The following is an 11,676-nucleotide window of genomic DNA, read 5'->3' as shown; positions in this document are numbered from 1 at the left end:
GTTGCTGATCTTAGCAGGATTGGTTAAATCGGTTGCTTTGACGTCTGTCGGCTACTTTGAGACACTCGACGATTCCCACCGAACTACAGGTAAGTCTTGATAAAGCTGCCATTTAGATTAAATAACCACCCATCTGCCGAGATAATTTTTCAGGTGTATTCATAATTTAAAACAAATTTGATAATCCCTGCTTCCCGGCGTATTAAGTTCCTTAATCCCAAAGCCTGAAACTTGGCTTCTCTATGCAAACCCTTTTTGTAAGTGTCTTCGATTTTCACCCCGTCATCATTGTCAGCGGAAAACGGGTGTACGGACAAGGATTTGAGTTTATGTGCAAAATCCAATGTCAGGTTGAATACTTCGGTTTTATCTAACACAACACCAAAACCGGTATCAAAAGCGCGCCGGGTAATTGTGGCTGGGATTTTATTTTGTACTCCCTGCAAATCCGCGAGATTGACTGAAAACGAAAACAACTCGTCGGCAAAAAATACCATGTCAGGCCTAATTGACAGCCTGAACAATCGGTCGAGACGACTTTCCATCACCAACTCGCTTCCGGAAAGCAGGACTAGCAGTTCAGTTAATTCTTGCCGAAAGGGCGATAATTCGCCCACTTCCACCCAACCGTGCGGATGCATAACGATATTTTCCGGCACGGATTCAAAATCAAAACCGCGCGAATGTGCCGCCAAGCCCAATATCAATGAGAGTTGCCTGGCATTTAAAGTAAAATTCAGGGGTTTATCCTTGCCCAGTTTTCCAGCTGACACCGGTATATTCGGATCAATCGAAAAAATGTATCCGAAGTTTTCTTTATCAGACAGGTAGCCTGCGGTAAAACTATCCGGGAGTTCAGTCAACGCCGCCACCAAGGCCGTCCGGTCGCCACCAAAATCATCATACAAAGCCTTAATATACGGAATCTTGCCGTCGGTGCTTTCGCCGCGTTCGATGTCTACTAACGTTAGCCAGACCAGTCGATCATCTTTAGCGACACGCTGCTGCAAAAACAAAAAACCTTCCAGGGTCAATTCAATCTGAAAAATAGCCAGATAATATTCGGTCAAGGCATGATTCGGCGCCGCACCTTGCACTTGTCGGTAAGGTTTCAAACTGCGCCAAAGCTTGAAGCGGTAATGCTCGTTAAACAACAAACCCGCTTCTTCCCGCAACTCCCGCCGCAAGGTTTGCGGAAAAGCGCCTTTAACGCACTGAGAATTCGCGGATTGCAAAGTCTGCAACAATACTGCTTTATCGGTAATACCAGCCACATCGGATTGATTGCAGCGCCCGCCGAGCAAGCCATAATCACCCGCCGCTTTGTCGAAACGTTTTTGGGTGTCCTCGCGCTGATAAAACAAGATTTTGCCATCCAGCTTGATGATGCTCCAGGCCACGTAACAGTAACGGATTGGCTGGGCGTCGCTACCAGCATGGCACTCCAGTCGCGCTTGCTCTATAAGGTGTAATACGTCGCGCTGCTGGTCTTTCCTGGCATTATCTATGCCTTGGGTATTCCAGAAATGGGCGGCAAACAGGCGCGAATCGTTATCGGCCATCGTCGTCAGTACAGAGTTCGCCAGCAATTGTGCCGGAAACGACACGAAACACCAGATTCCTTTCGCCAGTTCGTCCGGCCGTAGCACCGACAAAGTGTCCAGCAAGCATTCACATAGACCGACTGCCTGCTCGGCAAGCGGCTTATCCAGCTCATGACGCGAGCGCAATACATCAACCAAGTGGCGGCGCTCGACCACATAAAAATCGCCTTCCTCTTCGGAATGGCGAGGCAATTCGGCAATCAGCGTTTTGAGTAAATCACTATTCGTCATCGGTAAGTGTTTGCCGGTGCGTTCATAGCATGATCGGATTTATTCAACATGCGCTTCGACCTCTGAAATCACTTCTCTTAGTAAGGCAGGCCGAACATGCAGCGTGGTTTGATTTGGAATGGCGTGTAACAATGTCAGCACTTCGGCCTTACTCAGGCATTGTCGGCGTATGGCTCTGATCAGTAAGCCCAATGTGCCATGTGCGGCAATCCCCAGGCTTTTGGCTGCCAAGCGTGCAGCCGTATCGTCCGTCAACAGCAGACAATTACCAACCTCGCTACACAAATGCAGGGCTTCCTGTTCGCCCGCATGCAGGCTGTAAAGTGGCGTTAATGCACTAACCACGACTGAATGCTGTTTGGGCGATTGGCGCACAATCCAGTCTCCGGCAGCGGTCAGCGCCAAAGGTCTATGCTGTTGAACTTCCTGCCAGACTTTGTCCGGAATGATGACACTGCCGAAATCGGCCAACAAATCCAAGTGGCCCAGTTCATCCAGATGAATGACTGGCCCTGCATCGGCAATAACGACTGGCTCAGTCCTGCCCATTTAAGCCCCAATCGACATCTTCGCGAACGAACTGCTCGGACATGGCTTCACGGTGTGACTCCAAATAACGACGCATAGATTCAGCAATCAATTCGTCCATATTGGCGACCCAGCCTTGTTGTACCAGATATTGCGCTTGTTGCAGGAGTTGATCCGGGATTTGGGTTTGTAGGGTGGTCATGGGTTAGGCCTCGGGGAAACTGCGGTTGTAGATGTGGCTGGAAAACCTAAATAAAAAATCAGACTGAGAATAATCGAACAAATAAAATGTATAGTGTCTTGAGATGTAAACTTGATTTGGATTACGATTATTTTCTACAGCCTTATCTTTTTTATCATCGTGCTCTGAAGTTAAAAACCAAAATGAGTGATACAGTCCAGTTATAAAAAAGTCATCACCTTTTGCTTTTAATTTAGATTTATTATTTTGCAAGTCATGCAAAATATTGTGAACTTGAGTGCGCTTGGTTTTTTCATTGAAATATGAAACGTAATATTTAACCAATGGAATGCGTTTTTCTTTAATTATTATCTCTGACTTTTCAAGTGTTTCGCCTTCTCCCCCTTTGCTGAACAAAGACAACAGAATTTTCTCATACCCAATTGTTTCTTCACTTAGCTCGAAAATTGCTCGCATATTGCAAATGAAAAAATAAGCAAGGTCTTGTTCTGTCAAGTTATTAAAAATAGCCGTGGAATTATGAGCCATCCAATTGCGGGTCATTTTCATAATCCATGAAAATGCAAACGTTGCTTGATCGTCATCAAGCTTTTTGGGTTCAACCGATTCTTCCCATTCGTGCGCCAAAGTCCTGATAAAGAGCTTATAGAAAATGGTTTTATTAGCTGGCTCACGAAGCGGTAAAAAGTTTTCTAAAATATCTAAATAATCATCCACGTCCAAAAAGGCTAATTTCCCTTCGACACTGAATCTTGAGAAACGCAAATTATTGCTTAATTTCTTTAATTGTTTGCAACCTTCTATAATGCCACGTCGAAGCCGTGAATATGGACTATCAAAACAATTGGAAACCCAATGTCTAACTCGATCTTCGTTTTTATAACAGATGTCTGGCGGAGCAATTTTTGCCGCTTTGAACGCATCTTCAATGCTCTTAGCCTCGTTTCCATGGTTGGAGAAAAACTGAATATGCTGTTGAGGGAATCCAAGTTCAAAAACCAATTTCGAATAAAGATAAAACCCAGCATTTTTCTTTAACTCACCGCAGGCTGACTTTAGCCGATCTTCATCTTCTGGATCATCGCTTGGCGAATAACCCTCAAAATCTTTAAGTATGCTCAAAACCGTTTCATCTATTTCATCGTTTTCTCCATACGCAGGTAAATCAATATCCAGCACTATGTAGTCAACATCTTGCAAACGGGTATTGATAAACTTAAGAGCATCCTGAAAGTTTAACTCAAGAAATGAGTGATATTTTGCTAATGACTCCTTGAGATCGCGCTCATCATTGTGCAACGATTCTGGCTGATAAATACCGCCAAACAATTTATCAGCCGTCCCTTTTATATCTCTTGTTTTCTCGCCAAATGCAAAATCTTCTACCCACAAAAAGCAACTCATTGTTTATCATCCAAGGTTGAGATCAACAGTTCATCCGCCAAAGAAAATTCAACCACAAAGTCGTCGGCAGGTTTCGGTTTAATAAATTCGCTTCCGATTTTACGCGCCAGAGCAGACAAAAAGATATGTCCCTTACCGCTGCCTTTAATGCGTGTGCGTTCATGGCGTGTGCTTGGATTCCGGCAGACCAGCACCTGATGATCATCGCGAGTTACCCAATTAAGCACTACTGGCGAATTTTCGACAGAAGCATAATACTTGAAGGCATTGATCAGGAATTCGTTAAAAACAATCGTCAACAGCGATTCGGTAATCCCGTATTCCTCGAATTGGATGTTTATACGCCCAAAGCCTAGCAGCTCTAACTTGAAAAAACGTTGCTCCAACCAAGCCAATCGCGGCTCTAGTGTGGCGGATTGGCCTAACAGTTGGGCATAACTTTGTTCCCAGTCATGCTGCAGTTGTTGCTCCATCTCCCGATAGTCTTCGTACCACTGTTTAGTACTTACTCCTGCATCACAAAGGTCATGCGCTTTGGCATAGCCCAAATAGTGTTGACGGATAATTCCCTTTGCAGAGGGCGATAATAGATGAAGCAAAACCATATCCAGTGTCTTTCCGAACACACTTACCAAATTGCCTTCACCTTGCCTATCTTGTTTAAGTCTGTCCTGAAGTTTGTCAGCATCAGTCGATATCAGGCTAAAAATATCCAGCAAACCTTGCATGGTTTGCGCTGCTTGAATATACAGCTTGGGCTGATGTTCATGACCGGAATTGTAGAGAATCGCATCCAGTGGGCTGCGAAATTTATGGGCGAACATGGACATGGTTTGTTCCAGTTCATATTCAGCATGTTCAGCACGTCTTTGTTGCTCACTTGCTTCTATGCGCTTGGCTTCGGCATCCAATAGTGCCTCGGCAAGTTTGTCGCGCATAGACAATTGAAGCGCAGCGTGTTCTCGTCGTGGGCTTAGTTTGAATGAGTCGAGAACCGCCTGCAATAACTTGATGTCATTAAACGATCGACTGAAGTCGATAATGAGCGCAGGAATAACTAGATTTGGGTTAATTTGCATGCTTGTCGCTTGCGAATCAGCCTTAAAAAAAGCGACCAGTCTAGGGTCGTCTAAGTAGGCAAAACCATTTCCCCAATTTTGTTTACACGCCAGATAGAAGCTTGCCATCCAGAAAATTAAATCGTTACTCTCGTCATTGGCGACCATGCCAACGCTATTAACCTCACCGTGAATTTTTTGGAAATATGCTTCTGCCTGAGTCGATTCGGCACGGCACCCTCTGCCAAACGCTAACAAGACCCCCATAGCAAAAGTGGCCTCATAATCATCAGCGACTTCTCGCAGTCGTTTTTCGCACCAATCAAACGCAAACCTGAAACATACTTCTTCATTTTCTCTGCCAATAAATTCGGGAAAGGTAAATTGCAAAAAGGCGTTTTCCCAGCGTTGCATAGCCCCAGCATGCTTGAGATTAATAGCGTCTCGTAAATATTTCATTCCTTTCTTATAGTCTTGCTTAGCGCCATTTTCATCAAAATACATCACCGCCGCCCGGAAGCATGCTTCTCCAGCTAGACATTCATCCTCCGAATATTTTGCAAGTTCTTCAAAATACTGCAAAGCGATTAAAGGATTCGGTGCAATGTCGTTTAGCCCGATCACGTAGGCGTTGGCAAGGCGCATTAACATGGCATCTTGATTTTGCAATGTCCCGGTATTTTCTGGATAACAAACATCGCGGAAAAATGCTGCTTCCGAGTGACCTTGCTGAACAGCCGCTGTTAGCCAATTAAAGGCTTGATCGTCAGAGACAACCGTCAGTCTTCGCTGTAAGATTTTTTTAGTTACCTCACTGTCGATATAGAAGAGAGATTGAAGGTTTTCTCTGGTCAAATTACCCTCTATATTCCCGCAACTGGTTATTATTAGAAATAGCGCAATTTCTTTAGCAGCATCCCGGTGTTTTTCAATTGCCCACTGTTTTAATTCAACAGAAGCTAATGCGTCATATTGGTTACAAAGCCAATATAATCCCAGTGAAAATTGAGCATCGGCATAGCCATGCTCCGCAGCCTTGCCTAGCAAGGATAAAGCGGGTTCTATATTGTTATGAAGGAGCGCCGAAGAAGAATACAAAGCGCTAAGAGATAAGCAATGAGCTAGCTCAAACTGTGCTTGTGCATCGCCTACTTCAGCAAGTTGTTGTAATTCTGCCAAGGTGCGGGTGGTGTTTTCGGTCATGTCGTTTGCCTTTGAGTTTTGTCTGCTTTATCTGTCTTTTGCCCTGGAAAAATCTTGTTCATCCAGGGCTATGCGTGCGTTGTTTGGATTTTTGGAATTGCTGATTTCTCAGCGTTCGATGAACTCAATTTGTATCGCCATTTTCAGTTCGTCAGCAATTTCTCTCAATACCGTCGGAGCGGTGTAGGCGTTGACGTGCGTAGTCACGTGCCAGCCGTTGCAGGTTTTTTGGGTTTGATAGCCGGTGGCTGGTCTTCTGGACACCAGTGGAATAGCGGTTACCACCTTGTTCAAACTTGCCACCCGATCCAGGCCAAAAGCCTTTAAAGCTTCAAAAAAGGTTTCTGCGATGGTCGGTTTTTCGATGATGCGTCCCGCCAAAGTGACACGCATACTACCTCGTGGTTGGCGTGTGCGGTGTTTGTTGCGTTTATGAAAAGCTTTTTCCATCGGCTGGGCTTGGGGTTTGTTTACGAAGTTGCCCATGCAGGTTTTTATTTCCAACTCCAAAGCTTGCAGGCGCTGGCAGTTCTCGATATTGGCTGTAACCAGTGAAAAGTTACCGGCCATACTGGCTTCGGCAATAGTCAGTTTCAGGTCGTCGCTGGCTTGGCCGATGACGGCAAACAGTTGGTTGAATTGTTGGCTGACGGTTTCTGGCAGTCTGTTCATGGCGGTGTTCTCCAAGGTTTGTTCGATTTTGCAACATCAATCGACGCCGCGTTTAAAATTCATAATCGATAAAATGTATTGCCGCGGACGTCGCCGTTCTTGGGGTTATCTGATAACCATCGGTCCGCGTCTCAACTTGGGACGTAGTATCCTGAAAATGGATTCGCTTGTAATGGGAGAACTGGGGGAGTTTTTGCGGTACTGGTATTGGTATTGGCATCCAGTCCGGGCAGTGCCAAGGCGTGAGTTTTATTAGCTCAAATCAAACCAATTTTGGTATATCAAGTTGACGCTGAAGATTTTCGTGTGTGGCTGGTTTGGGTCGGTTTTTGTCCATCGTCAGCATATCTTGACTTTCCGTCAGAGAAAGCGACTTTCTAAAAGGATCATACGCCATAGGACGGGCATTTAGCCGCTAGAAAGCACATTCAATCGCGCTACCGGTTAGCGGCGCAAACTCGACAAACAGCACCCCGTCGAATTAAAGGCGTAAGCCACACCCAGCACGTATTTCCCGCGATCTATCGAATCGGTTATGTAACAATTGCCACTCTAAATCGATACGGAGTAAAGCCATGCGCCAGTTTCTGTTAATCACCGTGGCACTAATTGCGCTAAGCGGGTGCGCGCCGGAATCCTGCGACAAGGATGTGATCAACATCCTCAACCCCAATCAAACCAGCGCGAAATTGTTGATGGATTACGCCAAAACCGCCGTCTGTAAAACCGATCCCAGCGACACGGCAAAGCCGACGACGGTGGCAGAAGAACGCAAGCTGGTGTTGATTTACGATCTGTATGTCAAGGCCAGAAGTTACACGATATTGAATAAAGTGTTTTTCTGGCTATCGCTGATTTCCGCGGTGGCGGTGTTTTTGTGGCCTGCATTGGGAGTGTTGTTAAAAGACCGCCTGGGCGAGCGCGAATGGTATAAATCGGCGATTGTGCAAACCACGGTCACCGGCATCGCCGCGTTGATGTTCGCGTTCTATAGCCAATATAAAGACAAACAAACCTATACGGAAAACCTGATGCGCTATGCAGTGTTTTCCGATAAACCGCTCGATGAATTGAGCCAAAAAGTGATTGAGGAAATTGGCAAAATCGATATAGGATTTAGTTTTAGCGGGGTATTTGATAAAAAGGAAGACAAATAATCGGGACGGCGAATAGCTACTTGTTAAAAACACTCTGGTGAATTTTTAAATAGTTCGTTTCCACCGTGGATACCGCCCTTCTAATTTTGAATGTGGGAGCCTGATTTATTCGGCCAGCCAGCTTTGTAAAATCCCAAGATCGAATAAATTCGACCCTACATCATTTCTAAAAAACGTTTACCTAAGGTTCCATTAAATTGAACATACCACCCTCCGCGGCCGAAGATCCGCTAGTTCTGGCCCAGCGCATCAAACAGTGGGGCGAGGAATTGGGTTTTCAGCAGATCGGCATCAGCGATACCAAACTCATAGATGCCGAACTGCGTCTTCATCAGTGGCTGGACAAGGGTTTTAACGGTGAGATGCAATATATGGCGGCTCACGGTTTGAAACGCAGCCGGCCGGCTTTATTGCAAGAAGGCACCCGCAGCATTATCTCGGCGCGGATGGATTATTTGCCGGAACCGCCGGCAACCAGCAAACAAATATTGGACGACCCGGCCGCCGCCTTCGTGTCCCGTTACGCTTTGGGCCGCGATTACCACAAGCTGCTGCGTAATCGTTTACAAAAACTGGCGGACAAAATCAGCGCGACAATCGGCCCGTTCGGCTACCGGGCATTTGTCGATAGCGCCCCGGTTTTGGAAAAAGCCATCGCCGAGAAAGCCGGACTGGGCTGGATCGGCAAACACAGCAATCTTATCAACCGCCGCGCTGGCTCCTGGTTTTTTTTAGGCGAGATATACACCGATCTGGCCTTACCCAGCGACCAACCGGCCAGCCAGCATTGCGGCCAGTGCCGGGCCTGTCTGGATGTCTGCCCAACCCAGGCGATTGTCGGCCCGTATCAAGTCGATGCGCGCCGTTGCGTATCCTATTTAACCATCGAACTGCACGGCAGCATCCCGGTCGAATTGCGGCCCTTGCTGGGAAATCGGATTTACGGTTGCGACGACTGCCAATTGGTGTGTCCGTGGAACCGTTTCGCCAAGCTCAGTGCCGAAGCCGACTTCAAACCCAGGCATCGTTTGGATCAATCGACTTTAATCGAGTTGTTTCAATGGAGCGAAGCTGAATTTCTGCAAAAAACCGAAGGCTCGGCGATCCGCCGCATCGGCCATTTGCGCTGGCTGCGCAATATCGCGGTGGCCTTGGGCAACGGAAAACCGACATCCAAAGTTAGAGCCATTTTAAGCAGCCGATTGAATGACGATTCGGAAATGCTCCGCGAGCATATAGACTGGGCCTTGCAGCAAACAATCGACTCTTGAAATTTACTAGATAAAGCGTATATTCCGTGAACCAGTTAAAAGAATTTATCGGGAAAGTGCATGCTTGTAACCGCCACTTCCAGCCTACCCCATTATTACGGCCTTTACAGCCAGGCTATTGTTACGTCTGGCGATAAGCCCTTAATTAGAACGATAGAGCCACTATCCGGCGACGAAACTGCAAACGGTAAGCAACTCAGCGCTGATCAGCACCGCCAGATTCAAGAACTGAAATCGCGCGACCAGGAAGTTCGCAATCATGAGCAAGCGCATTTAAGTTCCGCCGGCGGTCTTGCCGTCAGCGGTGTACAGTTTAAGTACACCACCGGTCCGGACGGTCAACGCTACGTCAGTGGCGGCGAGGTCAGTATCGATACCTCGGAGGTTCCTGGCGATCCGCAAGCCACTCTGCTCAAAGCGGAAACAATACGCCGCGCAGCCTTGGCACCCGCCAATCCGTCGGGTCAGGATCAAAGTATCGCCGCCAAGGCCAGTGCGATGGCTAATAAGGCGCGTACTGAACTATTAATGCTGCGACAAGATACCAGTCGCAACGGCCAGCTGATCGACATCAAAGCCTGATCAAACTGGCAAAAACTCCAAACCAAACCCCACATCCGGCTCTATCCGCACCACGGTAGCCGTTTGAATCGGTGCGTCGTCGAATTCGGTAGTTTGCACTTTTATGACAGTCCCGATAGGTGGCATTAATTCTTCGGTGCACAATAAGAACAGTCCGGTTTCGGAAAAATCCCGCATGTCGGCGATGACGGGCTCCGACGAAGCCGGCACAGTTATCCTGATTTTGGCACGATGCGTTAGGCGAGGATGCCTGCGCTTGTTATTGGTCACGAAATCCCCTATGTCGTTTTGGTTTCAATACAAGTCGTGGAATGAATAGCATGATCCTGTCAAACATCAAGCTGCCAACAAGACAATATCTACTCAACCCAGCCTCGTAAATATAAATAAATCCCCAAGCCCACCATCACCAAACCACTCAGCAATTTCAGCCAGCGACCTTCCTTTTCCTGCAAACGATGCTGACTCAGCGTGATAATGCCTATCCCCAGCACGATCACGTCATCCAGCATATACGCCAAATTGTACAACAGCAAATAACCGTAATAATCTAGGCCTTGGAGTTGTCGAAGAGTCAAGATGCGTGTGTATAAGGCCGGAAAGCCAGACGTACACAGTAACTCGACCATCTGAACCAACAAGGCCAGCACCACCGCACCCAACATCGCTCCCGCCAGATTTTCAGCCTGGAGAACACGACGAATACGGACGTAGATTCCCGGCTTGGCCGATGCGGGTATCGACAATGAAATTCCCACACCATATGCCCAGAAATCTTTAAGATTAATAAAACCCGCAAAAATAGCAATACCGGCAATCGCCAACTCGGACGCCCTGGATAAGCCGATCAGCAAAAACAGGTTTAACCAAGCGGCCATGAACATAAAGTAGGCTAGCCCTTCCACCGCGACAAACGTCCCGGCCACCGCCAACATCCTGGGCCGATTATGCATCGGCGCCAGCATCGAGATCATCAAAATCAGCACCCACATCGAGCAGGGATTAAAACCGTCCAACAACCCCATCGCCAACGTAAACGCCGGCAACCCGACTTCTTCAAGGCCGATACGCCGGCCAAACCACGTCACGGCAAATAGATTCGGCGTCGGCGACGCTTCCTCGCTGATAGACGCTTCGCACGACACACTGGACTGTACTTCACAACTGCCGGCGTCATCGGCGGATGCCGGCGCCTGATTCGCACTGCTGCGCAAGGCGTTGCGAATCAGTGCGCCGCTGGAGGTTTCATCGGCGTAGCCGATTATTAATTCACCTCGGACCACAAACGCCGGCAGCCTGATTAGTCCACTATTTCGGGATTCGATAATCGCCTTCAGCCGCTCCAAGGCAGCCGGTTCTTGATTAACGTTACGAATCGCAATCCGCAGATCCGGTTGTTCGCGTTGCAGAATAGCCAGAAACTGTTCGGCTTGTTCACAATGCGGACAGCCATCGCGAACGAAGGCTTCTATATCCGCCGGTTTTTCGAAATGTCCGTCGGCCTGGGCATTTGCCGTCGTCGCGATGCCGATCAACAACCCCAAAACCAGGCGCATCATCACCAACGCCGACATCGCTGAGCATTCGAAAACTATTTTCATCACTTTCATCAGCAATCTCCCTTGATTAACTCCAGCAATCTGTGCGGACAAATCGATTTTATTAGATAATAGCAAGCATAATGAACCTGCCAACCAGCAGGTACGATTATCGTCCCCTATCCACACGCACATGCCGCCGAACGCCGGCAGCGTGATCACATCA

At 47.5% G+C, this 11,676-nt stretch carries 11 protein-coding genes; 3 read left to right on the top strand and 8 right to left on the bottom strand.

Annotation, left to right across the window (positions count from 1 at the left end):
* Positions 1 to 149: 149 nt before the first annotated feature.
* From QZJ86_RS06625 to QZJ86_RS06600, 6 genes are all read right to left on the bottom strand, one after another.
* Complete coding sequence (locus QZJ86_RS06625) at positions 150 to 1,835, bottom strand: NUDIX hydrolase (RefSeq protein WP_301937490.1); 1,686 nt, start codon at positions 1,833 to 1,835, stop codon at positions 150 to 152.
* A gap of 39 nt (positions 1,836 to 1,874) precedes the next feature.
* Positions 1,875 to 2,384 (bottom strand): DNA-binding protein, encoded by a 510-nt coding sequence (locus tag QZJ86_RS06620; RefSeq protein WP_301937488.1) that lies wholly within the window; start codon positions 2,382 to 2,384, stop codon positions 1,875 to 1,877.
* On the bottom strand, positions 2,371 to 2,565 hold the full coding sequence (locus QZJ86_RS06615) for a CopG family transcriptional regulator (RefSeq protein ID WP_301937486.1): 195 nt from the start codon (positions 2,563 to 2,565) through the stop codon (positions 2,371 to 2,373). Before QZJ86_RS06615 ends, QZJ86_RS06620 begins: the two co-directional genes overlap by 14 nt.
* 3 nt (positions 2,566 to 2,568) lie before the next feature.
* Positions 2,569 to 3,957, bottom strand: coding sequence for a hypothetical protein (locus tag QZJ86_RS06610; RefSeq protein WP_301937484.1), 1,389 nt, complete (start codon positions 3,955 to 3,957; stop codon positions 2,569 to 2,571).
* An 8-nt stretch (positions 3,958 to 3,965) separates the two neighbouring features.
* Entirely contained in the window at positions 3,966 to 6,230 is a 2,265-nt protein-coding gene (locus QZJ86_RS06605) for a tetratricopeptide repeat protein (protein ID WP_301937482.1), read from the bottom strand.
* Positions 6,231 to 6,338: 108 nt separating this feature from the next.
* A complete protein-coding gene (locus QZJ86_RS06600; protein WP_301937480.1) occupies positions 6,339 to 6,902 on the bottom strand; it encodes a hypothetical protein in 564 nt (187 codons plus the stop codon).
* 575 nt (positions 6,903 to 7,477) lie between these two features.
* Here QZJ86_RS06600 and QZJ86_RS06595 point away from each other — a divergent pair.
* From QZJ86_RS06595 to QZJ86_RS06585, 3 genes are all read left to right on the top strand, one after another.
* Positions 7,478 to 8,059 carry a hypothetical protein gene (locus tag QZJ86_RS06595; RefSeq protein WP_301937478.1) on the top strand — a complete coding sequence of 194 codons (582 nt, stop codon included), beginning with the start codon at positions 7,478 to 7,480 and terminating at the stop codon, positions 8,057 to 8,059.
* Positions 8,060 to 8,256: 197 nt separating this feature from the next.
* A complete protein-coding gene (gene queG / locus QZJ86_RS06590) occupies positions 8,257 to 9,330 on the top strand; it encodes a tRNA epoxyqueuosine(34) reductase QueG (RefSeq protein WP_301937476.1) in 1,074 nt (357 codons plus the stop codon).
* A 60-nt stretch (positions 9,331 to 9,390) separates the two neighbouring features.
* The gene (locus QZJ86_RS06585) at positions 9,391 to 9,912 is read left to right on the top strand and encodes a putative metalloprotease CJM1_0395 family protein (protein WP_301937474.1); all 522 of its coding nucleotides are present in this window, start codon (positions 9,391 to 9,393) and stop codon (positions 9,910 to 9,912) included.
* On the opposite strand, the gene QZJ86_RS06580 is transcribed toward QZJ86_RS06585, so the two are convergent.
* Positions 9,913 to 10,182, bottom strand: a complete 270-nt coding sequence (locus tag QZJ86_RS06580) for a PilZ domain-containing protein (protein ID WP_301937472.1) — start codon at positions 10,180 to 10,182, stop codon at positions 9,913 to 9,915.
* A gap of 89 nt (positions 10,183 to 10,271) precedes the next feature.
* On the bottom strand, positions 10,272 to 11,522 hold the full coding sequence (locus QZJ86_RS06575) for a glutaredoxin family protein (RefSeq protein ID WP_301937470.1): 1,251 nt from the start codon (positions 11,520 to 11,522) through the stop codon (positions 10,272 to 10,274).
* Between the last annotated feature and the right edge of the window lie 154 nt (positions 11,523 to 11,676).

Source organism: Methylomonas montana (assembly GCF_030490285.1).
GTDB lineage: Bacteria > Pseudomonadota > Gammaproteobacteria > Methylococcales > Methylomonadaceae > Methylomonas > Methylomonas montana.
This window is presented reverse-complemented; position numbering and strand designations above follow the sequence as displayed.

Bases quoted from the DNA above. Each gene is read 5' to 3' on its own strand.
- QZJ86_RS06625 (WP_301937490.1), bottom strand. From the start codon at position 1,835: ATGACGAATAGTGATTTACTCAAAACGCTGATTGCCGAATTGCCTCGC.
- QZJ86_RS06620 (WP_301937488.1), bottom strand. From the start codon at position 2,384: ATGGGCAGGACTGAGCCAGTCGTTATTGCCGATGCAGGGCCAGTCATT.
- QZJ86_RS06615 (WP_301937486.1), bottom strand. From the start codon at position 2,565: ATGACCACCCTACAAACCCAAATCCCGGATCAACTCCTGCAACAAGCG.
- QZJ86_RS06605 (WP_301937482.1), bottom strand. From the start codon at position 6,230: ATGACCGAAAACACCACCCGCACCTTGGCAGAATTACAACAACTTGCT.
- QZJ86_RS06600 (WP_301937480.1), bottom strand. From the start codon at position 6,902: ATGAACAGACTGCCAGAAACCGTCAGCCAACAATTCAACCAACTGTTT.
- QZJ86_RS06595 (WP_301937478.1), top strand. From the start codon at position 7,478: ATGCGCCAGTTTCTGTTAATCACCGTGGCACTAATTGCGCTAAGCGGG.
- QZJ86_RS06585 (WP_301937474.1), top strand. From the start codon at position 9,391: ATGCTTGTAACCGCCACTTCCAGCCTACCCCATTATTACGGCCTTTAC.
- QZJ86_RS06575 (WP_301937470.1), bottom strand. From the start codon at position 11,522: ATGAAAGTGATGAAAATAGTTTTCGAATGCTCAGCGATGTCGGCGTTG.